This is a genomic window from Chthoniobacterales bacterium, assembly GCA_018883245.1.
Lineage (GTDB): Bacteria > Verrucomicrobiota > Verrucomicrobiia > Chthoniobacterales > JACTMZ01 > JACTMZ01.
Genome location: VEQL01000014.1, coordinates 14,327 through 40,885, shown reverse-complemented (window position 1 = coordinate 40,885; position 26,559 = coordinate 14,327). Strand labels below are relative to the sequence as shown.

The window sequence follows — 26,559 nt, the reverse complement described above, 5'->3', positions numbered from 1 at the left end:
GCCGAATTGCAGCTCAGACTTGGTGCTGTTGTTTGTCACCGACCCAGTCGTAGTGGAAAAATTCCCCCTTGGGCTGGTCCGTGCGTTCGTAGGTATGGGCGCCGAAATAATCGCGCTGGGCTTGGAGAAGGTTCGCGGGAAGGCGCTCCGAGCGGTAGCTGTCGAAATAGGCCAGCGACGCACTGAAGGCCGGCGTCGGAATGCCCGAGAGCACCGCGTCGGAGACGATCTTGCGCCAGTTGGACTGTGTGCGCTCTATAACGTCCTTGAAATAAGGGTCGAGTAGGAGGTTGGGCAGGTCCCTGTTGCGGTCGAAGGCCTCTTTGATCCGCTGCAAAAAGCGTGCGCGGATGATGCAGCCCCCGCGCCAGATCATGGCGATCTCGCCGAAATTCAGCGGCCAGTTCTGCTCGGCGGCCACCGCGCGCATCAGGGCGAAGCCCTGCGCATAGGAGCAAATCTTCGAGGCGTAAAGCGAGTCGCGCACCGCATCGACGAGTTCCTTCTTGTCGCCGGGGAACCGCACCCCGGGCCCCTTGAGGATCTTCGACGCTGCCACGCGTTCTTCCTTGAGGGCGCTGATGCAGCGCGCGAAGACAGCCTCCGAAATGGTCGAAATCGGGATGCCGGCATTGAGTCCGTCTGCCACGGTCCACTTGCCGGTGCCTTTCTGCCCGGCGCGGTCCATGATCACATCGACGATGGGCGCGCCCGTCACGGGATCTTTCACCGCGAGGATGTTCTTGGTGATCTCGACAAGAAACGAATCAAGGTCCCCGTCGTTCCACGAAGCAAAGGCCTTTTGCGTCTCGTCGATGGAAAGTCCGATCCCGTGGCGCAGTATGTTGTAGGCCTCTCCGATCAGCTGCATGTCGCCGTATTCGATGCCGTTGTGGACCATCTTGACGAAATGGCCCGCGCCGTTCGGTCCTATGTAAGCAGTGCAGGGCACGCCGCCCTCGACGGGTTTGCCGGGCTTCGCGCCCTCGAGGGGCTTGCCGGTATCCGCATCAACTTTGGCCGCGATGGCTTTCCAGATCGGCGCCAGTTCGTTCCACGAGGACTCCGCCCCGCCCGGCATGAGCGAAGGGCCGAAACGCGCGCCCTCTTCGCCGCCGGATACTCCCGATCCGATGAAACGCAGGCCTTTGTCCGTGAGTTCTTTTTCGCGCCGCACCGTGTCGGTCCAAAGCGCATTGCCGCCGTCGATGATGATGTCGCCCTTGTCGAGCAGCGGAATGAGACTGTCGATGACCGCATCGGTGGCCTTTCCTGCTTGGACCAGAATGACGATCTTGCGCGGGCGCTTGATGGAGGCCACGAAATCTTCCAGCGTCAGCGAGGGGTGAAGCGCCCCGGGTGTTCCGGGGTGATCCTTGACGAACTCCTCGGTCTTCGCAGTCGTCCGGTTGAACACGGAAATACGGAAGCCGTGATCGGCGATGTTCAAAGCGAGGTTCTGGCCCATCACGGCCAAACCGACAAGCCCGATGTCTGATAAGTCTTTGCTCATGAAGAATACCGTGTTTAGACGGTCGGAGCCCCCAAGCAAAGCAACAAGCTTCCGGAAGCCACCCTGCAATCGCGCGATAGCGGCGCTTTCCGCCCGTGGCTGCGGCGCGGCCCCCGTGCGGTTTTGGGATAGGTTCTAATCGCGGTGGTAGGGATGACCGGCGATGATCGTGTGGGCGCGGTAAATTTGCTCGAGTGCGACAACGAGCGCCAGTTCGTGTTGCAGGGTGAGGGGGGCGAGCGACCACGTGGTATCGGCAGCACGGGTCAAAGCCTCATCGTGTCCGTCGGCTCCCCCGACAATCACCGTCACCGGCCTCGCGCCGAGCTGGAGGCTGTCCACGAAACGTGCGAACTCGCGGCTGGTGAAGGCGCGGCCTTTCTCGTCGAGAACCAACCGGAAGCTGTTCCTGCTGCGTTCGAGGAGTTCCGCGCTCTCGCGGGTGCGGTCCGATGCCTTGATCGCCTCGTGGTTGATCTTCGCGTAGAGCGCGATGCGTCTGAGATATTCGTCGCGGCCTGCTTTCGCATAGGGAAGCGCCGGTTTGCCGACTGTGAGCACCAGCCATTTCATCAACGGCGATCCCGGGGAAGAAGCCGCGCGTAGGCGGCGGTGAAAATGCGCACGGCGCGGGAGGCTGCCTCCTCGACGGAGACTTCGCGTCCCAGTTCGCGCGAGATGGATGTCATGGTCACGCCGTGGATGCCGCACGGCGTGATGGCGCCGAAACCCGAGAGATCGCCGCCGACGTTGAGCCCGAACCCGTGCATGGTGACCCATCGCCGCACGCCGACACCGATGCTGGCGATCTTGCGGTCTTCTATCCACACGCCGGTGAGACCGTCCCGTCGCTGGGCGACGATTCCGTATTCCGCGAGAAGCGTGATGAGGGTCTCTTCGATCCAACGCAGGAAAAAATGCAGGTCCGGCGTGAGTTTCTGCAGGTCGAAAATGAAATACCCGACCAATTGCCCCGGGCCGTGGAATGTGGCCTGTCCCCCGCGGTTGATTTCTTGCACGGGATGCGGCAAAGGCGTGTTGCCGAGGCTGGAGCGGTCGCGCTGCCGGCCGATGGTGTAAACCGGATCGTGCTCTAGAAGGAAAATGCGGTCCCCCGTTCCGCCGTCACGCCGTGCCGAGGAGGCCTCCTCCTGCAGCTTGAGCGCATGCGTGTAAGCGATGCGTCCGATCCAGCGGACTTCCGGCGCACTCATGGTATCGCCGTGGCGCGCCGGTTGAAGTGAGTCACGCCTATGGCCAGGGCGTCCGCCGCGTCGGGCGGCGGCGTCTCGGTGAGCCCGAGGAGCGCGCGGATCATGAATGCCACTTGGTCTTTTTGCGCGCCGCCGCGACCGACGACGGCCTGTTTCACGAGGCGCGGCGCGTATTCGTGCACTTCCAGCCCGTGAACCGCCGCGACGAGCAACGCCGCGCCGCGTGCCGAGCCCATGATGATCGCCGTGCGGACATTCTGGACATAAATCACCCCTTCGATTGCAAAACTCTGCGGGCAGTGATCTCTCGCCACCCCGGTCAGCGCATCATGGATTTCGCGGAGGCAGAGATGGGCGGAAAGTTTCGGGGGATTGACGACGACGCCGTAAGTGAGGGCGCGGATCTTGCCGCCGCTGCGCTCCAGCACGGCATATCCGGTGCCACGCAAAGAAGGGTCCACGGCCAGCACGCGTTCAGTCGGCATGCCGGATAGATTTGGCCCGGTGCCGCAGGTGCGCAATCTTGATTTCGCTGCGCGCTTGGCTTTTATGGTCCGATGCTAAGGATTCCTGCCACCGCGATATGTCCGGGGCTTTTCCCGACGCGTCCCTCGCTGCGTGGTGAAAACGAAGAAATTGGCGGCGACGTCGCGCTGATTTTTGAACTTCCGTCCCGGACCGTCGAAGGCTCCCGCGTCGGTCGGGGCAACGTCATCACCGACGGAATGGTCGAAGTGGCCGCGCGGCAATGAGCGGCAAAGATGTGGCTGACAGCCGAAAGAAGCTTTTCCTTTTTGACATCGACGGAACGCTGCTCCTCACCGGACGCGCGGGCGAACACGCGCTGAGGTCGGGATTCAAAGAGCGCTTCGGCGTCGATGACGACCTTTCGTCCATTTCTTTTGCCGGTTCAACTGACTCGGCCATCGTCAGGCAGATGTTCGCCGCGCACGGCATACCTGAGACCCCCGGTAACATCGCCGACCTGCTCGACGGTTATGTGCATCACCTGGCGCTCGAGCTGCCGCGGCGTGAAGGGCGGGTTCTGCCGGGTATTGTGGCCTTGCTCGAGGCTTTGCATGCCCGCGAGGATTGCGTGCTTGGTTTGCTCACCGGCAACATCGAAAAGGGCGCGGAGTTGAAGTTGACGCACTACGGTGTTTGGGACTTTTTCGAATTCGGCGCTTATGCGGACGACCACATGGACCGCAACAAGCTGGGGCCCGTTGCCCATGCACGAGCGGTCGAAAAGCACGGGATTTCCTTCGATGCCAGGGACGTCTTTGTCATCGGTGACACGCCGCGTGATATCGATTGTGCGCGGGCGGCCGGATTCGTGGCAGTGGCGATCGCGACCGGAAACTATTCGCGCGAGGAATTGGCTGCGCACCGTCCGGACTTTCTTTTCGGGAACTTGGCCGACACAGCCGCTGTGCTCGCGGCGTTGATCGGCGGGAAATGACGAGCGGCCGGCCCAATCTGCGCCCGTCGATCTGCGCTATTGCCGGCGTGCTTGTGGGGGTCGTTTCGACGGCAGCCGTGGTTCTGTTGTTTGCCTTTTGTGACTCTCTCGCGACCGGCTGGATGCTCCTGGTCTGGCAGCACGCACGGTGGGCGTTGTTTGTCATGATGCCGCTCTTTTGGGCGCTTGTCCTGTGGTTGCGCCGGAATGTGTTTCCCGAAAGCGGCGGGTCGGGGGTTCCGCAAACCATCGCGGCCCTGGAGGCTGCCGCGGATCCTGCCCGGGAGCGCTGCTTGGGCCTGCCCGCGATCGCCGGCAAGTTGCTTCTCACGATCGTCGGGCTTTTTGGATTGTTTTCCATCGGGAGGGAGGGGCCCTCGGTCCAAGCCGGTGCCGGTTTGATGCGGTGGGCGGGGCGAAAGTGGGGAGCGACGGGCATGGTCCGGGAGCGCAACCTCATCTTGGCCGGTGCGGCGGCGGGATTGGCTGCAGCTTTCAACACGCCCCTTGCCGGGATCGTTTTTGCCGTTGAGGAACTCGGACGAGGGAATGTGCGCAGGTATCTCGTGCCGGTCGTTCTCACGGTTGCTCTGGTGTGCGTTTTATGCGGATGGGTATTGGGTGATTACTTTTCCTTTGCCCGGGTTGCAGGCAGCGAGTTGTTGCCGTCCGGCTACGCTTGCAGCGCACTTTGGCTTTCGGCAGCGGCCGTCGGTTCGATTGCCGGATTAGCCGGCGCGCTTTTTGCCCGGATTGTCCTGCGCGTGCTTCCGGAGTTTTCCCGTGCGGCTTTTCGGCATCCTGTCCGTGTCGGTTTGGTATGCGGTCTTGTCTGCGCGCTTTTGGCGCTCTGGTCGGACGGTTCAACGCTCGGAACCGGGCATTTGCAGTCGCGCGCGCTGATTTTTGGCCGCGGAATGTCGAATGGCGCCTGCGCCGTCAGTTCCGAAATTGACGCCGAAGTTTATTCGCGGATCGGTCCCTGGTATGCGCTGCAACGCGCAGGGGCCACTTTGCTCGTCCTCACGACCGGCACGCCGGGAGGCTTGTTTGATCCTGCTTTTTCCTGCGGCGCCGGGCTGGGCAACATCCTTGCAAGGTGGCTTCCCTTCGGAGGAGTTGCGCCCTCCGCTGTGGTTCTGTTGTCCATCGCCGCTTTTTTCACCGGGCTAGCCCGGAGCCCGTTGACGGCGGTTGTCATGCTCGTCGAAATGACCGGGGCGTGGGAATTTCTTCCGCCGCTCGTGTTGGCCGCGTTCATCGCCCGGTTTGCGAGCATCTGGGTCTGTCCGCAGCCGTTTTACTCCCGCTTGGCCGGTATGCTTGTCGAACCGGGGGCCAAATAGATCTGGCCCTCGGCGCTTCCTGCGTTAGGTCTTGCGCCATGCCAGCCAACGCGGATTACTCCGGACTTCTGTCTCTCGCCGGCGAAATCAGCCGCGAATCGGACCTCACGGGATTGTTGATGAAAATTCTCACCCGCAGTCTTCCGTGGATGCGGGTCGAGGCTTGTTCCATCTTTCTTCCGGACGAAGAAACGGGCGATCTGCTCATTCACTCCGCGCACGGGGAGAGCGCACCGCAACTTGCGGCGCTGCGGGTCCCGGCCGGCCGTGGCATTGCAGGTGCGGCGATGTCGCGCAAACAGGTGGTCAGGGTCGATGATGCCGCCAGCGACCCGCGTGTTTACAAGGAGGCCGATCTTGCGACGGGATGGACCACGCGTGCCCTGCTCGCCGCGCCGCTGCTGGATGGTGAAACATGTCTGGGCGTGATCGAGTTTCTGAACCCTGTTGGGCGCGGGTTCTTCACCCGCGAGGACGAGCAACTGGTCGAATACTTCGCCGGACTCGTCGCGGCGGCTCTCGGCCGGATTCGCGCGCAGAATGCCGCGCTCGAGCGTGCCGCGCTTCAGCGCGATCTCGATCTTGCCCGCGAACTCCAGCAAGGGCTCCTTCCACGCAAATTCCCGGCGCACGGGGAGTCTCCCGCCATCGATCTGCATGCGGCCCTTGAAGCTGCCAATGTCGTCAGCGGCGACCTCTACGATCTCTTTTTCATCGAACCGGGCAAGCTGTGCTTCGTGGTCGGGGATGTCTCGGGCAAAGGGATTGCAGCGGGGATTTTCATGGCCATGACCCGCACCTTGCTCCGTGCGGTGGCGCGTCCCGGATTGTCACCCTTGGAGATTCTGGCCCGCCTCAACGCCGAACTCTGCCGCGACAACGAGGCATGCCTTTTCGTTACCATGATACTTGGAATCGCGGACGTTGATTCGGGGGGAGTCGTCTGCGGTCTCGGCGGCCACAACCCGCCTGTCCTTGTATCCGCGGGTGCAGCGGAATTCGCTCCCGTGGGTGGCGCGCCGCTGGGACTCGATCCCGGTGTCAAATTCGCGGAGTGGCGCCCTGCTCTAGATCGCGGTGATGTGCTCCTCGTTTACACTGACGGCGTGACGGAAGCGCTCGATGAATCGGGAAACTTGTTCACGAGTCAGCGGCTGCTTTCTGTCCTGCGCGGTCTGGTTCCGACATCCGCTGCCGAGGTTGTGGAATTTGTCTCCGGAGAGGTTGCGCGCTTTGCCGGCAGCGCCGAGCGATCAGATGACATCACGCTCATGGCCCTGCGACGGCGTTGAATGGCGGGAAAGCGATTTACAGGGCGGGCCGGAATTTGAATGATGTCCGGTTCGATGTCCGAAATTTCCAAAGCCTACGAACCCGGCGCGGTTGAGGAGCGCTGGTATGCAGAATGGACGCAGCGCGGTTGCTTCACGGCGGACCCGGCGTCGCCCAAGCCTCCTTTTTCCATCGTTATCCCGCCGCCGAATGTCACCGGCGTTCTGACTCTTGGGCATGTGCTGAACAATACGCTGCAAGACATCCTTGCAAGGCGCGCACGCCAGCAGGGCAAGGAAGTTCTATGGCTGCCGGGGACGGATCATGCCGGCATTGCCACCCAGACGGTGGTTGAGCGCCAGTTGCGAAAAGAAGAAGGCAAAACCCGCCGTGATTTGGGCCGCGAAGAATTCCTCAAACGCGTGTGGACGTGGAAAGAGAAGCACGGGGGCATCATCATCAAGCAGTTGAAGCGCCTCGGATGCTCATGCGATTGGGGGCGCGAGCGGTTCACGATGGACGATGACTACTCGCGCCAAGTGCAGGAGGTGTTCGTCAAGCTGCACGTAAAAGGCCTGATCTACCGCGGAAAGCGCATGGTGAACTGGTGTCCTGCTTCACAGACCGCGCTGAGCGACGAAGAAGTCATCATGAAGCCCGCGAAGGGCAAGCTCTACGTCATGCGCTACCAAGTGGCCGAGGAACCCGGGACATTTCTGGAAATCGCCACCACACGGCCGGAAACTTTGATGGGCGACACGGCGGTGGCCGTGCACCCGGACGATCCGCGCTACGCGCGTTTCGTCGGCAAGCATGCAGTGCGTCCGTTTCCGCACGCGGAAATCCCGATCATCGGCGACGCGCATATCGATATGACTTTCGGAACCGGAGTGCTCAAGGTCACGCCCGCGCATGACAAGGCCGACTTCGAGATCGGTCAGCGTCACGGTTTGGAAGTCATCGACGTGATGAATCCCGACGGCACGCTGAATGCGCTGGCGGGGCCGGAATTCGCCGGAATGGAACGCTTTTCCGCGCGGGAAGCAGCGGCAAAGAAGCTGGAGGAGATGGGGCTTCTTGTGCGGGTCGAGGATTATGAAAACAACGTCGGTTATAGCGAGCGTGCCGACGTGCCGATCGAACCGCGCCTGAGCGAGCAGTGGTTCCTCAAATATCCGCAGGTCCCTGCGGCGCTGGAAGCCGTGACCACCGGCAAAATCCGCTTCGTGCCCGAGCGCTGGGCGAAGATCTACGAGCATTGGATGACCAACATCCAGGACTGGTGCATCAGTCGTCAGCTCTGGTGGGGGCATCGCATTCCGGTCTGGTATCGCAAGGACGATGCGTCGGTGATGCATGTCGGACTCGACGCGCCGGCGGATGCGGACAACTGGCGTCAGGACGAGGACGTTCTCGACACGTGGTTCAGTTCCTGGCTGTGGCCGTTTGCCACGATGGATGAGGCGACGCGGAAAAAGTTCTATCCCACCAACGACCTCGTCACCGGGCCGGACATCATTTTCTTCTGGGTCGCGCGCATGATCATGGCCGGACTGGAATTCACCGGCCAGGTCCCGTTCCGAAATGTGTTTTTCACGAGTATCATTCGCGATCTCAAGGGACGCAAAATGTCCAAGAGCCTCGGCAACTCGCCCGATCCGCTCGACCTCATGGCCAAATATGGCGCGGACGGATTGCGTTTCGGACTCATGCGCATCGCTCCGCACGGACAGGACGTGCGTTTCGACGAGAATCAGATCAAAGAGGGACGTAACTTCGCCAACAAGCTCTGGAATGCCGCCCGCTTCCGCGAAATGCAGGGCGCGTCCGGCAAGGTAAAGCCGCTCGCGGAGCACAAGCTTTCGCCGTATTCCGTGGCGGTGCTCGTGGAGTTCGACGCGATGCATGCGTCTTATCGTCGGGCACTCGACGACTTCCACTTCCACGAGGCGGCGACTGTCCTCTACGACTTTTTCTGGAGCACGTATTGCGACTGGTATGTCGAGGCGTCGAAGGCGGAACTCGCGGCGGGCGGCGAATCGGCAGATGCTGTGCGCGCAGTGATGGACCATGTGCTGAGCGGGTATCTTCGCCTGCTGCATCCGTTCATGCCGCATATCACGGAGGAGCTTTGGGAGCGCCTCGGTTTCGCGCAGGGCGAGGGGAGTGCGCGGATGGTTCTTTTCGCCGCACCGCCGCCGGAGGATTCGTTGCCGGCCATGGATGCGACCGAAAAAGCCCGCGCGGCGAATGCGGTGCAGGCGGTCTATGACGCCGTGCGCGAAGTGCGCGGATTGCGGGCGGAGTTCAAAGTTCCGTCCAATGCAGAATGTGTCGTGCATCTGGCGCGCAATTCCGATTTTGCGGATTTCGGCCTGTCGGTCTTTCGCGCGCTGGCAAAAGCTTCATCGGTTGTTGAAGTGGGCGCGGCGGGACCGTCGAAGAAGATGCCGCACGTGCTGACGCCCCTGGGTGAGGTTTATCTGGAACTGGAGATCGATGTGGACGCCGAACGTGCGCGCCTTCAGGCCGAGATCGCCAAGGTGGATGTCGAGATCGCCAAGGTGGAAGCCAAACTCGGCGATGCCTCGTTTGTCCAAGGTGCCCCGCCGCAGGTTATCGAGAATTTCAAAAAACGCGGTGAAGACTGGCGTGCGAAACGCGCCAAGCTCGAGGCGGCGATCGGGGGTTTGTAGTGGCAGGGTGGCATCGGCTTCCTGCCGATGATGTCAGGAGGTCATCGGCAAGATGCCGATGCTACTTCTTTGCCTTCTTCGAATTGGTCTTGAGCCAGTCGGCGTAGGCAGCCTCGGTCATTTCGCCTGCGGCGAGGGCGAGGGTGCTCAAGGTGGCATCCACTTCTGCAGCTTCCAAGCGCCATCCGTTGATTTGCAAAAATGTCAGCGCGACGATGAAACCTGCTCGTTTGTTTCCATCAATGAACGGATGGTTTTTTACTAGTCCGAACGCATAACTCGCGGCCAGTTCGAATATTGTGGGTTGTCCGTAAGCAAAAAGATTGAGCGGTTTGCCGAGAGCGGAATCGAGCAAACCCTCATCACGCAATCCGGTAGAGCCGCCGAATCGCGCCAGCGATTGTTCGTGGGCTAGAAAAACGACCTCGCGGAGGACCCAGACCGGTTCTTTCATTTGGCAAGTTCGCGCAATGTGTGCCTGTAGCGTTTCATGATGTCCTCGGCCGCCTCCATCTGGCGTGAGACCTCCGCCTGGTAAGCGCTAAGGCTCATGCTTCCATGTGCAGACTCGGTCAGCGTTAGCGTATCGCCTTCTTTCACGCGCAGGGTGGCGAGGGCTTCCTTCGGCAACACAATGCCGTAGGAGTTGCCAATTTTGCGGACTTTTAGTTCGTAGGCCATGGGTCCAGCGTAGCAACAAATGTTATTACGTCAATGGTGGTGGACCTTATTGCCGATGCGTGCGGGCTATGACCCGACTGGCAGTTCAAGAAATAGCTGCGGGAACAGATATTCGTGCAACTCTGCCGGAAAGCCAATGCGCAGCGGGCCTTTGGGGCTGGGCGACGTGAAGTATTCTTCGGCGAGGCCGAGTTTGATGATTTCAGCACACACCGTCGCGCGCCGTCCGGTTAGTTCCTGCACGCGGGCGCGGGGAATTTCCCCCTCGTCGATGAGCGTGCGCACGATTCGCATCAAAGCCTCGCGGTGCCGCTTGATGTGTCGGGTCTCGAATTGGAAGTAGCGTTCGACGCGCGCGCGCAGACCGCCCAGATCAAGCAAACTGCCCATAAAACGGATTTGGTCGAGCATGGTCTCGAGAAAGAACACACAAAACTCGCCCAAGGCGGAGTCTGAGAGATTTCCGCGTCCGTCCAGGTCGCTCTTTCGCCGCTGATCAGCTGCATCGAGCGCGCCGTAGTAGCGCGAGCGGGAACGCGCCAGCCCACGTGATAGCGTCCACAATCCATGGCCTGGGATGCCGTGACGCATGAGCAACGCATGCGAATGCAGTCTGGCGACGCGTCCGTTGCCGTCGCCGAATGGATGAATCCAAGCCAAGCGGTGGTGTGCGGCGGCGATGGCGACCAGCCGGTCTGTCGGCAAAATGGTATGGCTTACGTGGAATTGCCGGAAACGCTCGAGGAATCCCGGGAGCACGGAAAAATGCGGTGGGGTGTGTCGTCCGACATCGACCATAAAATCCCGCAACTTTCCGGGAATGATCTGGTAGGCGCGGCCGCTTTTCGTTTTGGACGTGTGCAGGTCTGCTGGCAGGCGGTTGTAAAATTCCCGGTGAATCCAGCACAGGAACTCCGGTGCATAAACATCGACGGCCTTGTCCGAGACGCGTTCCACCATCAATTGGTCCACGGCGATGTGCGCCAAACCGAGCTGTTGATTGTCGCGCTGGGTCTTGTCCGCGAAGAAATCCTGTTTCAGCGCCCGCTCGATGTCGCGCGGTGTCGTTTTGTGGCCCTCGATCAGGTTCGAGTAGTAGCAATTCATCTCCCGCACCAAATCCTCCACAGCCTTCATGACATGGGGGCAATGCACCAAGCCGCCTAGCCGCCCGGACTCTTTCAAAATCTCGCAAGTCAGCTCAGCCAGGCGCCCCCCGTGAGTCGTCGGCATAAGCGGCTCCATGGCATTGAAGTGGCGGCAAACGTCCATTTTCCAAAAATATATCCGAACATCTTATAAAGCAGATAATATGCTTATGGTAAGCGTATTAACAATGAAAAGGCATAAAAACAACGCATAAATCCGAAGATATTAATGAAGATGCTGATCCTCCGCTTTTTCCAGGCTACCTGCAGACTTTTAGTTCGTAGGCAATGGGTCCAGCGTAGCAACAAATGTTATTACGTCAACAGGGTGGTTGTGATGGATTTCGCGGTCTTGGTCGGTTGGGCTGGGTGTAGTAGGAATAGTCGTATGCAATTGACGACAAGAATGCGGCGGAACCGGGCCTCGGGGGGTTTGCGGCGGATGGTGCGAGAGGTGCGCCTGGATGTGGCGGATTTGATTTATCCGTTGTTCGTCCGCGCGGGGTCGGCGAATGAGTCGGTGGCGTCGATGCCGGGGGTGGAGCGGCGGAGCGTGAAGGATCTGGTGCGTGAGTGTCGCGAGGCGTTCGATCTCGGGATCCCGGCGGTGGCAATCTTTCCGGTGATTGATACCGGACGCAAAAATGCACGGGGAACCCATGCGCTCGATGCCGACAATCTGCTTTTCCGCGCGCTGCGGGAGGTGAAATCGGCTGTGCCGGACCTGGTGCTCATCGCCGATGTTGCGCTCGACCCTTACACGGACCACGGCCATGACGGCGTGCTGACGGCGGATGGGCGCGACGTAGACAATGACGCCACAGTAGAAATTTTGTGCGAGCTTGCGGTCAAGGAAGCCGAGGCCGGTGCGGACATCGTGGCGCCGTCGGACATGATGGACGGGCGTGTGGGTGCGATCCGCGCGGCGTTGGATAGCAAAAGCCTGATCACTACTTGCATTCTGGCCTATGCAGCCAAGTTTGCCTCGGCCTATTACGGTCCGTTCCGCGATGCGGTTGGCAGCACGCAGGCGACGCCGATATCCAAGGCGACCTACCAACTCGATCCGGCCAATGTCCGCGAGGCACTGCGCGAGGTCGAACTCGACGAGCGCGAGGGCGCGGACATGCTGATGGTCAAGCCCGCGGGTCCGTATCTCGACGTGATCCGCGCCGTCCGCGAAACAACGCGGCTTCCCTTGGCCGCCTACCAGGTTTCCGGCGAATACGCCCAAATCCACGCGGCTTCGAAAGCCGGTTGGTTGGATTACGCCAAGTGCCGAGACGAATCTTTGCTGGCGATCAAACGCGCAGGTGCGGACATGATCCTGACCTACTTCGCGCGCGAAGTGGCCGAGCGGTTGAACGGATAAAGGGGGCTTTCGATCGCGCTTTCTGCGACGGATTCACGCACACAGGTCCGTAAAACACTGCAGCGGAGTGTCGTCGCGCCGCAGTGCCTGAGTGTGATCTGCGTCAGGCCAGTTTTTGCAGCAACTTTTCCTCTTCCTTTTTCAGGGCGGACGGGAATTTGTCGCCGATCTGGGCGAAGAATTCGTCGTGCGACTTCACCTGCGAGGCAAGGTTGCCGCGATCCTCGGCCATGAGTTCGCCGAAGCGCGCCTCCGGATAGGCGAGGCCCTCCCATTGCAAATCCCCGTATTCCGGCACGGTGCCGAGCGGGCTTTCCTTGCCGCCGGCTTGGCCTCGGCAGCGGCCGACGATCCATGCGAGCACACGCAGGTTTTCGCCGAAGCCGGGCCACATGAACTTGCCGTTGCGGTCCTTGCGGAACCAGTTGACGTGGAATATGCGCGGTTTGTTGGCGCCGAATTTCTCGCCCATCTTGAGCCAGTGCGCGAAGTAATCGCCGATGTTGTATCCGCAAAATGGCAGCATGGCCATCGGGTCGCGGCGCAGCGCACCGACTTGTCCTTCGGCCGCCGCCGTTTGCTCGGAGCTGAGCGTGGCGCCCACGAAGGTGCCGTGGTTCCAGTCGCGCGTCTCGAAGACCAGCGGGATGTCGTTCATGCGGCGTCCGCCGAAAATGAACGCGTCGATCGGAACACCTTCGGAATTTTCCCATTCGGAGTCGATGCACGGACAATTGGCCGCGGGAGCGGTGAAGCGCGCGTTGGGATGCGAGGACGGTTTGCCGCAGTCCGGCGTCCAATCCTCGCCGAGCCAACTGACGAGATGTTTCGGCGGTTCGTCGGTCATTCCTTCCCACCACACGTCGCCGTCATCGGTCAGCGCACAGTTGGTGAAGATGCTGTCGCGGCGGCAGGAATCCATCGCGTTGGGATTCGTGCTGTATGACGTTCCCGGTGCGACGCCAAACCATCCTGCCTCGGGGTTGATCGCCCGCGGTTTGCCATCGGGTCCCGGTTGGATCCACGCGATGTCATCGCCGACCGTCGTGACCTTGTAGCCCTTCAACGCGGCGGGCGGCACCAGCATGGCGAAATTTGTTTTGCCGCAGGCGCTGGGGAACGCGGCTGTGACATAGCTTTTTTTGCCGTCGGGCGTTTCGAGCCCGAGGATAAGCATGTGCTCGGCCATCCATCCTTCATCGCGACCCATGGCCGAAGCGATGCGCAGGGCGAGGCATTTTTTCCCGAGGAGAGCGTTGCCTCCGTAGCCGCTTCCGTAGCTCATGATGAGGCGTTCTTCGGGGAAATGGGTGATGTAGGTGTTGGCCGGATCGCAGGGCCACGGCACGTCTTTTTTGCCGTCGGCGAGAGGAAAGCCGACCGAGTGCAGGCATTTGACGTAGAAGCCGTCTTTGCCGAGGGCATCAAGCACCTTGTTCCCGATGCGTGTCATGATGCGCATGTTGACGACGACATACGGGGAGTCGCTGATCTCGACGCCGATGCGCGCGATCTTTGATCCGACCGGTCCCATGCTGAACGGGATCACATACATGGTGCGTCCGCGCATGCAGCCTTTGTAGAGGCCGAGCATGGTGGACTTCATTTTCGCCGGATCCTCCCAATTGTTGGTCGGGCCGGCATCGTCCTTCGATTTGCTGCAAATGAATGTGCGCTTTTCCACGCGGGCCACGTCGCGTGGGTCGGAGCGGACCAGCAGGCTGTTCGGGCGCTTGGCTTCGTTGAGCCGGATGGCCGAACCGGAATCGACCATAAGCTGGCGCAGGCGTTTGTCCTCGGCATTGGACCCGTCGCACCAGACGACCTCTTTCGGTTGGCAGAGTTCGCGGATTTCCTCGACCCACGCGAGCAGGTCTTTGTTTTGGGTAGGCGCTTGATTCATGTTCGGCAAAAATTTTGCCCGCGTGCTCTTTTATTAGCAATGCTAATAGTTTGTTTGGACTGCGCGTGCCTCAGGATCATCGCCGTGCGCGACGGAAGGGGAACTGGTATGTTATGCTCCTCCGATGCATCGCCCGTTCGACACCGAGTGCATCCGCGCCGACTTCCCGATTCTGCGCACCGAAATCAACGGCAATCCGCTGGTCTATCTCGACAATGCCGCCACGTCGCAGAAGCCGCAGGCGGTGATCGATGCCGTTGATGGATTCTACCGGACGACCAACGGCAACATCCACCGCGGCGTGCATCATTTGAGCCAAGCGGCGACGGATGCCTACGACTGTGCCCGTGCGACCGTTGCGCGTTTCATCGGTGCCGCGGATCCGCACGAAATCGTTTTTATTCGCGGGGCTACCGAGGGAATCAATCTTGTGGCCCATGGCCTCGCGGAATGTCTGCTGCGCGAAGGTGACGAGATTTTGCTCACGCGCATGGAGCATCACGCAAACATTGTTCCGTGGCAGATGGCGGCGCGGAAAACCGGGGCGCGGATCGTGGTTGCCGATGTCACTCCTGACGGCCGCATCGACCTCGAGGACTTTTGCCGCAAGTTGGGTCCGCGCACGCGGATTGCCGCATTCATGCACGTGTCGAACGCCCTTGGCACGATCCATCCTGCGGAGGAGATGATTTGCCGTGCGCGGCAAGCCGGTGCCGTCGTGTTGCTCGACGCGTGCCAATCAGCCCCTCACTTCCGCATCGATGTCTCGGCGCTCGGTTGCGACTTCCTGGTTTTCTCGGGGCACAAAGTGTTCGGGCCGACTGGTATCGGTGTTCTCTACGGCAAGGGCGACTGGCTGGCGCGTCTTCCGGTCTATCAGACGGGCGGCGACATGGTGGACCGTGTGTCATTCGAGGATGGCACGACGTTCCGCGATGCGCCTGAAAAGTTCGAGGCCGGCACGCCGGATATCGCGGGTGCCATCGGCCTTGCCGCCGCGTGCGATTATCTCGACCGGGTCGGCAGCGGCCACATCGAAGCGGCGGAAAAAGAATTGCTCGCGCATGTGACCCCGCGTTTGAAAGAAATTCCCGGGCTGAAGCTCTACGGCGACGTGGACCGCAAAGTGCCGGTGCTTTCGTTCACTTTGGACGGAGTGCACCCGCATGACATCGGGACGATTCTCGATGCAGATGGTATTGCAATCCGCGCCGGGCATCATTGCGCGCAGCCGCTCATGCGCCACTACGGTATTGCCGGAACCGCACGTGCGTCATTCGCGTTCTACAATACCGTCGAGGAAGCTGATGCCTTGGTTGCTTCAGTCCGGAAAATCGCCAAGATGTTCGCCTGATGTCCGACTTGGCCGAGCTGTATCAGGAGATTATCCTGGACCACAACAAGCGTCCGCGGAATTACCGCGAGATTCCTTCGTGCACCTGCTGCGCAGAAGGACGCAATCCGCTCTGCGGCGACGAGGTGAAAGTTTTTGTGAGCCTCGATGGTGAGAGGCTTTCGGATGTGGCCTTCCAGGGACAAGGTTGTGCCATCTCGCGCGCCTCGGCTTCGCTCATGACCGGCAAAACGAAGGGCCGCACGACCGCCGAGGCGAGGGGGATCTCGGGGAAAGTTCGCGACATGCTGCTCGGTTCGGAGGCATCGCCGCCGCCCGGCCTCGGTGATCTTGCCGCGCTGTCGGGAGTTCGCAAATTTCCCGCCCGCATCAAATGCGCCATGCTCCCTTGGCGCGCGCTTGAAGCCGCGCTGGACGGGCAGCGCGATGTGACCACCGAGTAGGAGTCGTCTCTCTCGCCATGGATTTTGCCTCTCTTCTTGCCGACGTTTTCACGGTCAATTCGCTTGCCACGCTGTGCCTGCTCATCGGGCTCGAGTTGGTGCTCGGCATCGACAATGTGCTGGTCATTTCCATCGTGGTCTCCCGGCTTCCACAGCATCAGCGCGACAAGGCGCGGGTGCTGGGCTTGGTCATTGCGCTGGTCGCAAGGTTGATTTTCGTGGCCGGCGCGTTCTGGCTCGTGCAGCTCACGCAACCGATCGTCGCGGGTTTTTCGCTGTCATGGCGCGATGTGGTGCTGATTGCCGGCGGCCTGTTCCTGCTCTGGAAAGCGGTGAAAGAAATCCATCACGTGGTCGAGTTGAAGGACGAACACGCGGGAGGTCATGCAGCTTCCGCTTTCGGAGCGGCCATCGTGCAGATCGTTTTGCTCGACATGGTTTTCTCGCTGGATTCGGTGATCACCGCGGTGGGGCTCACGCCGAACCTGCTTATCATCGGCTTTGCCGTGATCGTGTCGTTCCTCGTCATCCTCGCCTATGCCAAGGCCATCGGTGACTTCATCCTCCACCGTCCGGCGCTCAAGATTCTCGCCTTGGCCTTTCTTGTCACGATCGGCGTGACCATTTTCCTGGAAGGAATTCATCAGCCCGTGGCCAAGGCTTACATTTATCTGCCGATGGGTTTCGCGCTCGCTGTCGAATTGCTGCAAATGCGGCACGATGCGAATCGCAGGCGCATCGGGGAGGGGGGCGCAGACAGGTGAGGGGAGAGCGGGTGACGAGACTCGAACTCGCGATACGAGTCTATCAAGTTTAGCGGGGCGTTTTCTCTGTAGGATTGTCACGGAAAACACGATTGACACCCGTATCGGTTATGCTTTTCTTATGCTTTCCTTATGGCAAGCGTTCACAAAGTCCACCGCACGGAGGGCAAATCTTCCCCGTTTTGGTATGCAGCGTTCCGATCTGCAGACGGCACAGCATTTTTCAAGAGCACGAAGAAAAAGAACCGCGCCGAAGCCCTGGCCGTGGCAATGGAGTTTGAACGCATGGCCCGGGGGCACAGCACGGAAGCGCACTACCGGCGCGTAGCGGCTGAACTTTACGAGCGCACAACGGGCGAGCCTTTGAATTTCCACACGGCCGGCGGCTGGCTGGGCGAATGGCTGGCGAACACGAAGGCCACGGTGAAGGGCGGCACGTTTGAAAAATACCGGGGGACGATTGATGACTTCCGCGAATTCCTGGGCAAGCGGGATGGTGCCCCGCTGGCGAGCATTACCCCCAAGGAAATCTTGCGCTATCGCGACACGCTGCAGCAGCGCGGGCTGGCCGCGAGCACAATCAATCTTGCCATACGGAAAACCCTGGGCGCCCCGTTTGAAGCGGCGCGCAAGTTGGGCTACGTGACGGTAAATCCCTGCGCTGCCATTAAGCCCGTGCGGGACACCGTGCCGAAATCCACGGCCCGTCGGCAGCCTTTCACGCACGAACAGCTTGAAGCCCTGCTAGACGCCACGAAGGGCACGGACTGGCACGGCGCCATACTCTGCGGACTCACTACAGCCCTGCGGCTGGGGGATATTGCCGCGCTCACCTGGGGGCAGATTGATATGCCGGCCCGTGTGCTGCGGACGGCTGCCACGAAAACCGAAGCGGAGCAAACTACCCCGCTGCACCCTGCCTTCATTGCATGGCTGAAAAATCAAACGCGCGGCATAGGCAAGGCGCCGATATTCCCCCACCTGCACGGACGTAAAACCGGGGGCTGCCGGGGGTTGTCGCAAATCTTCCGCAAAATCATGGAACGCGCCGGCGTTATGGGTGTGGTGATTCGCCACGGCGCCGGCGATGAAGTGAAGGACACGGCCGAAAACAAGGCCCGCACGGGGCGCACGGTTAGCACGCTGTCATTTCACAGCCTGCGGCACACGGCAACTTCCCTGCTGGCAAATGCCGGCGTAGCGGCAGACACACGCAAGGCCCTAACGGGGCATGCTGATGACCGCGTGCATGAAGGCTATACGCATTACGAACTCGAAACCCTGCGGGCGGCCGTGGAATCTATCCCCGTGCCCGGGGCGCCGGCTCCCAGCCCGAAGGGCAAAGCAAAACGGAAGGCGAAGAAAAAAGCGTGAAATCTAAATCCCCAAAACCCAAAACCCCCAAAACCCCCAAAACCCTATCGCCGCCCGGGGAGTGGGCCTTTCACCTTGTGCCCATGGACGAGTGGGAGGCGGCGTGCTCGTATGAATATCACCGCGAAGTTTCTACCGCCTTAGCTACACAAAAAGAGAGAGTGTTGCCTAAGGCGTTTTGGCATCACTACTTCGAAAACCGGGCATTACCTAAGGACACCCACCCACTTAATCAGCCCCAGTGGGGCGAGTTAGACGCCCAGATACGTAAAACGCAATTGGCCTTCCACAATGGAGCCAAAAAGTATGTGGCACAAAGCTCCTTATTCCCGCTCTCAGAGGTTCGGCCGGCAAACCTACTTGCTCATAAACCCTGCCCTTGGACGGAGCGCGTGGTGTTTGATGTGGACTGGAACGCAACAGACGGCGCCCTTTTAAATGGTTTCAAGAAATGGATAGCTGACGGACGTAAGGAAAAAAGAGGTGGCCCCATTTTTTTTAAGGTGCCGCAACGCACCGGCCCAAAATCAAAAGCACCATTACTTTGCGATCTGGTTGCTCTACGCGCGCGACGCGCGGGGCTTACGATGAAAGAAACCGCTGAATTGATGCGCCCTTTTTTTCAAAAAGCCGGTGGCCTTGGAAAGGTGACTAATCCCGTTCAGCGCGCGCGCGCCTGCCAAAATGCCGAACGAGTGATACAAGCAGGAATTCAGCTTGCTTTCTTACTTTATGACAATCTGCATGAAGCCTTCATGCTGGGGCAGCACAGAAGCACGGTAAAATGGGCTATTACGAACGGTTCTGGCGGCGAAAAAAGAGCCACTTAACAAAGTTTCAAAACCTAATCGCGGCAAATAGTCGCTTTGACACGCACGGGCAATCATATGCCCGTGACAACTAAACACAGCAACACCGGCGGCACCGTGGAAGTAATCCGCGCTGCCGATAACTCGCAACTGCCGGCTGGCTTTCGGCCGGAATTCATCCGGCTTCCGAAGCCTTCCACGCTCTGCCCTTGGACTGGGCTTTCCCGTTCCAAAATGTGGCAACTGCTGGAAGGCGGGAACGTGAAAACCGTTTGCTTGCGGCGCCCTGGCGCTGCGAAAGGCGCACGGCTCGTTCACCTGGAAAGCCTGCTGAATTACCTGCACAGCCAGGTTGAAACCCTGGGAGGCGCGAACTGATGAGACGCGCGGAAATCCTGCAGGGCGGCCGGCACAAAGCCCGCCGGGAGTATGAGAGGCGCAAGGCTGAACTCGCGCGCAACTGCTGCGAATCCTACGCCCGCGCGCTGGGCGCGCTGGTGGAACACGAACTAAGCGTGCGGCGGCTGAAAGACCACGTGCACAAACACGAAGGCACGGCGCCATGACGGCAAAAGAAACCCCCGAGACGCAAGGCGGCGCCCCGGGGGTAAAGACTGAACGAAGCCAATCTACTACTACAGGGGGCAGCGTCAAACAGCTTCCCACCTGGGCGCGGGATTTGCTGGCTTCACCCCCTACGGCCGGCGCTGGCTTCCACGGCTGGCTTTTCCGCTGCGCCAGGGCGCTATTCACCTGCGGGCGCGACGAAGGCGACATACGGCAGATTCTTGAAAACGCGGCTGCTGCCTGCGGGCGCCATGTGCCCGGGCGGGAAATTGGCGATGCGATAAAGAACGCACAACGCACAGCCAATACGCGGCAGCCCTACGCGCAAGAGCGCAAACCGTGGCCCGAAGCGGACGAAACGGCACGGAGAGCAATCACAGCCAGCGGCGCCGGCCTTTGCGACTTATGGGAAGAAAGCCCCGTGCGGCCCGATGAAAGCATGGATGCGGAATTCTACGCTGATGCGCTTTTCCCTGCTGATGCTCTGCTGTGCGTGGCGAAGGCCAACAGCAACGCGGCCACGCTACCCCGGGGCGAATGGCGCGGCCGGCTGAACGGGCTGCAATACGTAGTGCCCAGCCCGATGATTACGCGCACGGGGCTGAATCAAGACGGAGACGAAACCCCGCGCTGTCTGCAAAACACCGGGGCGCGGCGCTACATTGTGATTGAAGCGGACACCGGCACAGCGGACGAGCAAGCCGCAATTCTGCTGCACCTGGCGAAGGACTACCCGCTGGCCCTGGCGCTGCACAGCGGCGGCAAGAGCGTGCACGGCTGGTTCTACGCGGCCGGCCAGCCCGAAGAATCCCTACGTCTATTCATGCGGCGCGCGTGCCGGCTGGGCGCCGATTACCACACCTTCACACGCTGCCAGCTAGTGCGCCTGCCCGAAGGGCTGAACGCCAAAACGGGGAAGCGGCAGCGCGTTTACTACTTCAACCCCCAGGTGATTTTATGACTGAACAAAAGGCAAAAACATGGCGGCAATCCGATGAAGGCGAACAGCAAAACGCCGAAACAATCTGGATTGGAAACTACGGCACAACCTTTCCCCTGGATGCGCTACCCCCGGCGGCACGGGACGCGGCGGCAACCGTGGCAGACGTTCACAACGTGCCCGTGGAAATGCCGGCGCTGTGCGCGCTGGCTACGCTTTCGGGCGCGATGGGGCGCACGTGGGCATTTACCGGGGCAGCAAAAGACGGGCAGGAGACACACGGGAATCTTTACGCGGCCATAGGGGCACCCATCGGCACGGGTAAAGGCACAGCGGCCATCATGGCGCGGCCATTGGTGGAATTCAGCCAACAGCGGGCAAAGCACTTCCGGGAATTCACCCAGCCCGATCTTCGCGCATTAAAAGGCCGGCTGGAATCCGAGCTAAAGGGCATACGTTCCCGCTTTGCCAATCCCAAAAGGCGAGAAAACAGCGGACGCTCTGCGGCAGAGGATGAACAACGGCAAGTAGAGCTAGAACAGGAACTAGCCCGGATAGAACGCGAACTACCCCCACCGCGCGCCATGGTGGAAGATTGCACCAGCCAAAAGTTGATTGAGATATGCGGACGCAACCCGGACGGCGCGGCCTTTGTCTATTCAGTGGAAGGCGGCGAGGTTCTACGCATAGCGGCCGGCCGGTATCGCGGGGACAGCAAAGCCGATTGCGAAATATGGCTTAAAGGCTTTTCCTGCGAACCCATCCAACAAGATCGCATGATGCGAAGCGTGGATGCTCACCCCTGCCTTGCGGCCCTGCTGCTGGTGCAGCCTTCCGTAATGCGCGAAACCTACGGCAACCGGGAATTCCTAGAACGTGGATTCTGTGCCCGCCTGCTGCCCGTGGTGTGCGACATACCGCCTCAGCTAGATGAAGGCCATGACCGGCAGCTAGACCGCGCGGCACTTGAACGGTGGGGCACGCTCATAGCCGATGTAGCCGAACGCCGGCCGGTAAATCCCGGAGCTATTCCCCTGCCCGTCCAATTCGACCATCGGGCGCGGGTGTCCTTCCGGGAATATCACAACGAAACCGTGGAGCTACGCCGGCAGGTGCCAGACATACAGGAACAGCTGGGACGCGCGCGCGAACTCGCAATACGGATTGGCGCTGTGCTGGCCGTAGGGGATGACCCCGACATACCGCTGGGCATTATCGGCGCCGAAGTAGCCGAACGGGCAATACAGATTGCGCGCTGGTGCGTGGCACAACAACTAACAATCCTGCACGCCGGCCGCGCCGAACGGCAGCTAGAACGCCTGGAACGGCTCGTGCGGCTGATTGATAAAGCCGGCGGCACGCTCACCCTGCGGGACGCGGCGAAATCCCACAGCTACCCCGAAGCCGAAATACGCGCGCTGTGTGCAGCGTGGCCGGCCGCGCTGGTAATCGAAGAACGCACACACGAACACGGCGGCCGGCCTTCCAAGGTGGTAATGCGGGCACCATGACAGCGGGAGCGTTCACTTGTTCACCGTTTGCGCGCACGGTGAACACTTACAGAGAAGGCGACGGCCAGGGAAACCCCGCCCCGGGGTGTGGGCAAAAGATTGCTTCCCTACGGGGTATTGGGGGTATTGGGGGTTCTGGGTGTGGGGTATGCCCAGAAAACGCACGGCACTTTAGTTTAGTTAAGGCGCCGAAACGGGGCTTCTACTCTGTAAAGTTAAGTTGGGAGATTCGTAATAAATTCGCTCTCAAACGCTGGGAGTCTCTACCGACCCCGGCTCTAGAACCCCAGAAGGTTCCCTTGCCTTCATGGGTGACACGGGGGGACGGAAGCAATCTTTTAAGGGGGCTGAATCCTGCGGTTGGAGTGTCGCCCGCCCCGATTTTATGAGCGAATCCCCGAAAAATGTCCGAAACTATAACCTTGGTTGTGGGTTGTTATGCCCGTTCTCTCTGCTGGGGTATAAGCTACAACCTTTGTTTGACGGTTATAGCTCGCGCAAAAAATGTGCCCTGCCGGGCACACTTGCGGCGCCGGCTGGCGGAAGCCTTCATGCGCGGGGGTATGGACACGTTCCGCGCCGGCTTACGGGACACGTTCCGCGCTAGTGGACACACGCGAAATTCTCGCGCTGGTGACGGCCACTTGGGTTAAATCCGTGCGGAAGCCTTCATGCACGGGGATCTTTTTTGCACACGGGTAAACACCGGCACACGCAATTGGCGCGGGAAAGTTTGTTATGCTTTTCTTATGCTTTTGGCCTTTTTGACCCCCTGCCGTTTGCGTAAACCCTTGGGGATTAGGGGGAAAGCGGGTGACGAGACTCGAACTCGCGACATCTTCCTTGGCAAGGAAGTGCTCTACCAACTGAGCTACACCCGCGAAAGATTCCAAATATGCGAGTGATCGTGGGCTCTGTCAACGCCGATCCGGAGACTTGGGATTGCGCCCGATGAAGAGGCATATCGTGGTCCTGAGCGGGGCGGGGATGAGCGCCGAGAGCGGTTTGCGAACTTTCCGCGATAACGACGGACTCTGGGAAAAACACCGTGTCGAGGACGTTGCCACGCCCGAGGCCTGGCGGCGCAATCGTGCGCTCGTCCTGCGCTTTTACAACGAGCGCCGCAAGGCGCTTCTCGAGGCGGAACCAAATGAGGGCCATCGCATCATCGCCGGATGGGAAAAGGATCATGATGTCACGGTCATCACGCAGAATGTGGACGATCTTCACGAGCGCGCGGGCTCAACGCGGATCATTCATTTGCATGGCGAGCTGACGAAGGCGCGGTCCACTGCCGATCCGGACTTGGTTTATCCGATGAGGGGCTGGGAACTGAAAGAAGGCGACCTCTGCGAAAAGGGATCGCAATTGCGTCCGCACATCGTCTGGTTCGGCGAGGAAGTGCCTTTGATGCCAATCGCGGCGGAAATCGCGGCATCGGCGGACGTGCTGATCGTCGTCGGCACGTCGCTGCAGGTTTATCCCGCGGCGAGTCTGGCTTTCCTTGCGCCGGCCGACGCGAAGCGGATCTTGATCGACCCCAAGCCCCCGGCGGTCGATGGGTTCGAAGTCATTGGCCGTGGCGCCAGCGGAGGACTCAAGCTCTTGGCTGCGAGCGATTTCTTCTGAAATTGGGGCTCCCGTCAGGCCGCTTTTGGCTTTTGACGTCTTCTTCTGTTCGTAGCAGAATAAAGTGCCCGTTTACTGCTACTCTGTGTCTCTGAAGGCTCCTCCATATTTGCGCTTGTCGCGCGCGTCTAGCTCGCCAGCAACCCACGGGGGTGCGGGCTTCCTCGCGTTGGTGGCTTATCTGCTTCTGGCGACCGGCCTCATGGCCCAGCAACAGTCGGAACCTACCGCTTCACCCAACGCGGAGGAAGCCAAGGCGGTGGCCGAGGAAATCGCCGCAACGTCTCCCGCGGTCCCGGCGCCCACGCCCGAAGCGATTCCGCAGCCCGCATCCCAGCCTTCGGCAACACCAACGCCGCCGCCCCGCGCTGCGGATGTGGTGTTCCCCACGCCTGAGGCGACGCCCGCCGAAGGTCCGGCGATTTTTTACGGCCGTCCGGCCGAGCGTGCCAACTACGGCGATATGGGAAACCGCCGCGCGCTTCAGTTGCGCTCTATGCCGCCGCAAAATTTCACCTTCGATCGTTCGTCTTTGCGCGATGTGCTTCGCTTGTTAGCCGAAGAGACGGGAATTCCCTACGTTGGCATTCCCGAACATTCGCCTAAGGCACAGCGCTTGGTGACTTTCAAAATGAACGCTAGTCCCTTCGCTGCACTCGAGAGTGTCGCGCGACAGAATGACATCAAGCTGCGCTTCGAGGACGGCGTGTGGTTTATGGGTATCGGCGATGCCAATCTGACCCGCGCGAGAATGGCCGAAAAAGAGAATGAACTTATCGGCGTGATCTACCAGTTGAAGCACGATCCTGTCGATCAGGTTGAGTTTCGCGGTAATGCATCAGGAGGTGGCATTACGACACAGCAAACCGGCGGCACGGGGGGAACCTCCGGCGGCACGGGAAATATCTCGGCCACCACTCCGCAGTTGCCACTGCAATATTCACAGCGCGTTTTTGAGGCCAAGGCTCCGCGTATCGTGAACGAGATCCGCGTCATGCTCGGCATGAAGCCTCTGCAATACAACGCCGACGGCACGGTCGTTGATCCCGACGCTGCTTCGGGATCGGAGGTGCAGAGTATGCGTGTTCCGCCTTTTGACGGTGTAGGCGAGAACGCACCGTCGTCATCGGCGTCGTCGAGTGGTTCCGCCGGCCAGCAGTCTGGCGGAGGTGGCGCCTTGGCTTCTCTTCTAACCGGGGTTGGGGGCGGTGGTTCCGCTGCGGGCCAATCTGCTGCGCCAACGGCCTCGGCGGGTTCCGAAGTTCCCGAGTTGTTTCCGGTTTACGTGCCCCCGCAGAAACCGCAGGTCATCTACAATTCCGATACCAACATCCTCTGGGTTGTGGCCACGCGGAAGCAGCACAAATGGGTGGGCGACTATCTTAGCAAGGTGGATAAACCGCAGGACCTCATCGCCATCGAGGTCAAATTTTTCGAGACCAACAAGAATCCCCAGTCTGATTTCGGTATCAACTGGGAGGGGGTATTCGGCGGGGATGGTTTGAGCGTTACCGGAGGCGGAAGCATCAGTCCCTCCGGACAAATCAGCGGTTCCAACGGGGCGGTGACGTTCAATGCACCCTACTCGGCAGTTCTCTCGGTGCAGGATGCCACTCTTGCCATCCAGGCGTTCACCCGCGACCGTGAAGGCTCCTTGGTGCAATACCCGCGCGTTCTCACCATTAACAACCGTGAGGTTGCGATTACTTCGGCAGAAAACACACCGGTCAATGCCGGCGTGCAGAATGTCTCGAGCGGAAATGTCGGCGGCCAGAATGTCGGTTCGCTCTCTTATTTGCCGACCGGAACGCAGATCAACATCCTTCCGAAAGCCGTCGGCAAAAATCAGATCGCCCTCACAGTGGCTATCACGATTTCGTCGATCATCGATCAGGTCCCAATCAACCTAGGCACTGGCTCCAACCAATATCCGGTGACGGCCGAGCGTGTTTACAACGCGTCTTTGCAGGTTGATTCCGGCTACACGCTCGCGGTTGGCGGTCTCGAGAAAAGCACCGATCTGCGCAGCACCGGCGGTATACCGGTTCTCAAGGACATCCCCGGTGTCGGCTACCTCTTCAAGAACAAGGGACGCAATCGCAGTCGCTCGAACTTGATCATTTTCATCACGCCCTACGTGATTTCCGATCCTTCGCGCACGCCCGGCATTTCTGAAAATCCTGAAGCTGTGATTCCGATCAAGCCCGGGGTTCCTCCGCCAGCGCCGACCTTCGCTCCCGATGGCACGCTCGTCGGCGGCGCGGGGGCGTTGCCCGGGGCGTTCAGCTGGCTTGAATACCAACTGAAATATTACCGTCAGATCAACAAAGAGGCGCGCGATGATGCCAAGACCAACGCGGAACTTCGCGGCGTTATCCAGCGCGCTCGTGCTCTTGCTAACGATCTTCAGGCCCAAGTCATGGAAGGTGCCGGCTATGCACCCACTGCGCTTCTGGATAATTCCGCCCGGGCCGATGCGCTTCTTGTCGAACTGAACAAGGTCTTGGCAAACGCGCAGTTGGATCAGTTCCAGATGAAGGAGGGCTTCCCTTGAGGCCTTT

General features: G+C 60.2%; 24 protein-coding genes and 1 tRNA gene. 16 read left to right on the top strand and 9 right to left on the bottom strand.

What is annotated here, in order from left to right:
- Nucleotides 1-13: 13 nt before the first annotated feature.
- The 4 genes from gndA to ruvC form a co-directional block, all read right to left on the bottom strand.
- Nucleotides 14-1,513: an NADP-dependent phosphogluconate dehydrogenase gene (gene gndA / locus FGM15_06745; protein ID MBU3665560.1), complete on the bottom strand. Its 1,500-nt coding sequence runs from the start codon at nt 1,511-1,513 to the stop codon at nt 14-16.
- Between the two features lie 135 nt (nt 1,514-1,648).
- Nucleotides 1,649-2,086, bottom strand: coding sequence for a 23S rRNA (pseudouridine(1915)-N(3))-methyltransferase RlmH (locus FGM15_06740; protein MBU3665559.1), 438 nt, complete (start codon nt 2,084-2,086; stop codon nt 1,649-1,651).
- Entirely contained in the window at nt 2,086-2,727 is a 642-nt protein-coding gene (gene lipB, locus FGM15_06735; protein MBU3665558.1) for a lipoyl(octanoyl) transferase LipB, read from the bottom strand. The genes FGM15_06740 and lipB overlap by 1 nt, the downstream gene beginning before the upstream one ends.
- Nucleotides 2,724-3,212 carry a crossover junction endodeoxyribonuclease RuvC gene (ruvC, locus tag FGM15_06730; GenBank protein MBU3665557.1) on the bottom strand — a complete coding sequence of 163 codons (489 nt, stop codon included), beginning with the start codon at nt 3,210-3,212 and terminating at the stop codon, nt 2,724-2,726. Before ruvC ends, lipB begins: the two co-directional genes overlap by 4 nt.
- Before the next feature lie 72 nt (nt 3,213-3,284).
- On the opposite strand from ruvC, the gene FGM15_06725 reads away from it, so the two are divergent.
- From FGM15_06725 to FGM15_06705, 5 genes are read left to right on the top strand one after another with little or no spacing between them, the layout of a single operon-like run.
- Nucleotides 3,285-3,479: a hypothetical protein gene (locus FGM15_06725; GenBank protein ID MBU3665556.1), complete on the top strand. Its 195-nt coding sequence runs from the start codon at nt 3,285-3,287 to the stop codon at nt 3,477-3,479.
- Nucleotides 3,476-4,189 (top strand): HAD family hydrolase, encoded by a 714-nt coding sequence (locus FGM15_06720; protein MBU3665555.1) that lies wholly within the window; start codon nt 3,476-3,478, stop codon nt 4,187-4,189. The genes FGM15_06725 and FGM15_06720 overlap by 4 nt, the downstream gene beginning before the upstream one ends.
- On the top strand, nt 4,186-5,535 hold the full coding sequence (locus FGM15_06715) for a chloride channel protein (protein ID MBU3665554.1): 1,350 nt from the start codon (nt 4,186-4,188) through the stop codon (nt 5,533-5,535). Before FGM15_06720 ends, FGM15_06715 begins: the two co-directional genes overlap by 4 nt.
- A gap of 38 nt (nt 5,536-5,573) precedes the next feature.
- Nucleotides 5,574-6,827 carry a GAF domain-containing protein gene (locus FGM15_06710; GenBank protein MBU3665553.1) on the top strand — a complete coding sequence of 418 codons (1,254 nt, stop codon included), beginning with the start codon at nt 5,574-5,576 and terminating at the stop codon, nt 6,825-6,827.
- A 54-nt stretch (nt 6,828-6,881) separates the two neighbouring features.
- Nucleotides 6,882-9,503, top strand: coding sequence for a valine--tRNA ligase (locus FGM15_06705; protein ID MBU3665552.1), 2,622 nt, complete (start codon nt 6,882-6,884; stop codon nt 9,501-9,503).
- A 61-nt stretch (nt 9,504-9,564) separates the two neighbouring features.
- On the opposite strand, the gene FGM15_06700 is transcribed toward FGM15_06705, so the two are convergent.
- From FGM15_06700 to FGM15_06690, 3 genes are all read right to left on the bottom strand, one after another.
- The gene (locus FGM15_06700) at nt 9,565-9,957 is read right to left on the bottom strand and encodes a type II toxin-antitoxin system death-on-curing family toxin (GenBank protein MBU3665551.1); all 393 of its coding nucleotides are present in this window, start codon (nt 9,955-9,957) and stop codon (nt 9,565-9,567) included.
- Nucleotides 9,954-10,184, bottom strand: a complete 231-nt coding sequence (locus tag FGM15_06695; GenBank protein ID MBU3665550.1) for an AbrB/MazE/SpoVT family DNA-binding domain-containing protein — start codon at nt 10,182-10,184, stop codon at nt 9,954-9,956. Before FGM15_06695 ends, FGM15_06700 begins: the two co-directional genes overlap by 4 nt.
- Nucleotides 10,185-10,250: 66 nt before the next feature.
- Nucleotides 10,251-11,456, bottom strand: coding sequence for a Fic family protein (locus FGM15_06690; GenBank protein MBU3665549.1), 1,206 nt, complete (start codon nt 11,454-11,456; stop codon nt 10,251-10,253).
- Between the two features lie 264 nt (nt 11,457-11,720).
- On the opposite strand from FGM15_06690, the gene hemB reads away from it, so the two are divergent.
- Nucleotides 11,721-12,704: a porphobilinogen synthase gene (gene hemB / locus FGM15_06685; protein ID MBU3665548.1), complete on the top strand. Its 984-nt coding sequence runs from the start codon at nt 11,721-11,723 to the stop codon at nt 12,702-12,704.
- 103 nt (nt 12,705-12,807) lie between these two features.
- Here the strand turns inward: hemB and FGM15_06680 are convergent, their stop codons facing one another.
- Nucleotides 12,808-14,607, bottom strand: a complete 1,800-nt coding sequence (locus tag FGM15_06680) for a phosphoenolpyruvate carboxykinase (GTP) (protein MBU3665547.1) — start codon at nt 14,605-14,607, stop codon at nt 12,808-12,810.
- 124 nt (nt 14,608-14,731) lie between these two features.
- Here FGM15_06680 and sufS point away from each other — a divergent pair, with 124 nt between their 5' ends.
- The 8 genes from sufS (at nt 14,732) to FGM15_06640 (ending at nt 22,369) form a co-directional block, all read left to right on the top strand.
- Nucleotides 14,732-15,961: a SufS family cysteine desulfurase gene (sufS, locus tag FGM15_06675; protein MBU3665546.1), complete on the top strand. Its 1,230-nt coding sequence runs from the start codon at nt 14,732-14,734 to the stop codon at nt 15,959-15,961.
- Nucleotides 15,961-16,404: an SUF system NifU family Fe-S cluster assembly protein gene (locus FGM15_06670; protein ID MBU3665545.1), complete on the top strand. Its 444-nt coding sequence runs from the start codon at nt 15,961-15,963 to the stop codon at nt 16,402-16,404. The genes sufS and FGM15_06670 overlap by 1 nt, the downstream gene beginning before the upstream one ends.
- Before the next feature lie 17 nt (nt 16,405-16,421).
- On the top strand, nt 16,422-17,168 hold the full coding sequence (locus FGM15_06665) for a TerC family protein (GenBank protein ID MBU3665544.1): 747 nt from the start codon (nt 16,422-16,424) through the stop codon (nt 17,166-17,168).
- 132 nt (nt 17,169-17,300) lie between these two features.
- Nucleotides 17,301-18,542 (top strand): hypothetical protein, encoded by a 1,242-nt coding sequence (locus tag FGM15_06660; GenBank protein MBU3665543.1) that lies wholly within the window; start codon nt 17,301-17,303, stop codon nt 18,540-18,542.
- A gap of 83 nt (nt 18,543-18,625) precedes the next feature.
- Nucleotides 18,626-19,372 (top strand): hypothetical protein, encoded by a 747-nt coding sequence (locus FGM15_06655; protein ID MBU3665542.1) that lies wholly within the window; start codon nt 18,626-18,628, stop codon nt 19,370-19,372.
- Nucleotides 19,373-19,728: 356 nt separating this feature from the next.
- The gene (locus FGM15_06650; protein ID MBU3665541.1) at nt 19,729-19,917 is read left to right on the top strand and encodes a hypothetical protein; all 189 of its coding nucleotides are present in this window, start codon (nt 19,729-19,731) and stop codon (nt 19,915-19,917) included.
- Entirely contained in the window at nt 19,914-20,879 is a 966-nt protein-coding gene (locus FGM15_06645) for a hypothetical protein (protein ID MBU3665540.1), read from the top strand. The genes FGM15_06650 and FGM15_06645 overlap by 4 nt, the downstream gene beginning before the upstream one ends.
- Nucleotides 20,876-22,369, top strand: a complete 1,494-nt coding sequence (locus FGM15_06640) for a DUF3987 domain-containing protein (protein ID MBU3665539.1) — start codon at nt 20,876-20,878, stop codon at nt 22,367-22,369. The genes FGM15_06645 and FGM15_06640 overlap by 4 nt, the downstream gene beginning before the upstream one ends.
- 808 nt (nt 22,370-23,177) lie before the next feature.
- Here FGM15_06640 and FGM15_06635 read toward each other — a convergent pair.
- A tRNA-Gly gene (locus tag FGM15_06635) sits at nt 23,178-23,250 on the bottom strand.
- Between the two features lie 70 nt (nt 23,251-23,320).
- On the opposite strand from FGM15_06635, the gene FGM15_06630 reads away from it, so the two are divergent.
- The gene (locus FGM15_06630; GenBank protein MBU3665538.1) at nt 23,321-23,998 is read left to right on the top strand and encodes an NAD-dependent deacylase; all 678 of its coding nucleotides are present in this window, start codon (nt 23,321-23,323) and stop codon (nt 23,996-23,998) included.
- Nucleotides 23,999-24,113: 115 nt separating this feature from the next.
- Entirely contained in the window at nt 24,114-26,552 is a 2,439-nt protein-coding gene (locus FGM15_06625; GenBank protein MBU3665537.1) for a hypothetical protein, read from the top strand.
- Nucleotides 26,553-26,559: the final 7 nt, after the last annotated feature.

Bases quoted from the DNA above. Each gene is read 5' to 3' on its own strand.
- gndA (MBU3665560.1), bottom strand. From the start codon at position 1,513: ATGAGCAAAGACTTATCAGACATCGGGCTTGTCGGTTTGGCCGTGATG.
- FGM15_06740 (MBU3665559.1), bottom strand. From the start codon at position 2,086: ATGAAATGGCTGGTGCTCACAGTCGGCAAACCGGCGCTTCCCTATGCG.
- lipB (MBU3665558.1), bottom strand. From the start codon at position 2,727: ATGAGTGCGCCGGAAGTCCGCTGGATCGGACGCATCGCTTACACGCAT.
- ruvC (MBU3665557.1), bottom strand. From the start codon at position 3,212: ATGCCGACTGAACGCGTGCTGGCCGTGGACCCTTCTTTGCGTGGCACC.
- FGM15_06725 (MBU3665556.1), top strand. From the start codon at position 3,285: ATGCTAAGGATTCCTGCCACCGCGATATGTCCGGGGCTTTTCCCGACG.
- FGM15_06720 (MBU3665555.1), top strand. From the start codon at position 3,476: ATGAGCGGCAAAGATGTGGCTGACAGCCGAAAGAAGCTTTTCCTTTTT.
- FGM15_06715 (MBU3665554.1), top strand. From the start codon at position 4,186: ATGACGAGCGGCCGGCCCAATCTGCGCCCGTCGATCTGCGCTATTGCC.
- FGM15_06710 (MBU3665553.1), top strand. From the start codon at position 5,574: ATGCCAGCCAACGCGGATTACTCCGGACTTCTGTCTCTCGCCGGCGAA.
- FGM15_06705 (MBU3665552.1), top strand. From the start codon at position 6,882: ATGTCCGAAATTTCCAAAGCCTACGAACCCGGCGCGGTTGAGGAGCGC.
- FGM15_06700 (MBU3665551.1), bottom strand. From the start codon at position 9,957: ATGAAAGAACCGGTCTGGGTCCTCCGCGAGGTCGTTTTTCTAGCCCAC.
- FGM15_06695 (MBU3665550.1), bottom strand. From the start codon at position 10,184: ATGGCCTACGAACTAAAAGTCCGCAAAATTGGCAACTCCTACGGCATT.
- FGM15_06690 (MBU3665549.1), bottom strand. From the start codon at position 11,456: ATGGACGTTTGCCGCCACTTCAATGCCATGGAGCCGCTTATGCCGACG.
- hemB (MBU3665548.1), top strand. From the start codon at position 11,721: ATGCAATTGACGACAAGAATGCGGCGGAACCGGGCCTCGGGGGGTTTG.
- FGM15_06680 (MBU3665547.1), bottom strand. From the start codon at position 14,607: ATGAATCAAGCGCCTACCCAAAACAAAGACCTGCTCGCGTGGGTCGAG.
- sufS (MBU3665546.1), top strand. From the start codon at position 14,732: ATGCATCGCCCGTTCGACACCGAGTGCATCCGCGCCGACTTCCCGATT.
- FGM15_06670 (MBU3665545.1), top strand. From the start codon at position 15,961: ATGTCCGACTTGGCCGAGCTGTATCAGGAGATTATCCTGGACCACAAC.
- FGM15_06665 (MBU3665544.1), top strand. From the start codon at position 16,422: ATGGATTTTGCCTCTCTTCTTGCCGACGTTTTCACGGTCAATTCGCTT.
- FGM15_06660 (MBU3665543.1), top strand. From the start codon at position 17,301: ATGGCAAGCGTTCACAAAGTCCACCGCACGGAGGGCAAATCTTCCCCG.
- FGM15_06655 (MBU3665542.1), top strand. From the start codon at position 18,626: ATGGACGAGTGGGAGGCGGCGTGCTCGTATGAATATCACCGCGAAGTT.
- FGM15_06650 (MBU3665541.1), top strand. From the start codon at position 19,729: ATGAGACGCGCGGAAATCCTGCAGGGCGGCCGGCACAAAGCCCGCCGG.
- FGM15_06645 (MBU3665540.1), top strand. From the start codon at position 19,914: ATGACGGCAAAAGAAACCCCCGAGACGCAAGGCGGCGCCCCGGGGGTA.
- FGM15_06640 (MBU3665539.1), top strand. From the start codon at position 20,876: ATGACTGAACAAAAGGCAAAAACATGGCGGCAATCCGATGAAGGCGAA.
- FGM15_06630 (MBU3665538.1), top strand. From the start codon at position 23,321: ATGAAGAGGCATATCGTGGTCCTGAGCGGGGCGGGGATGAGCGCCGAG.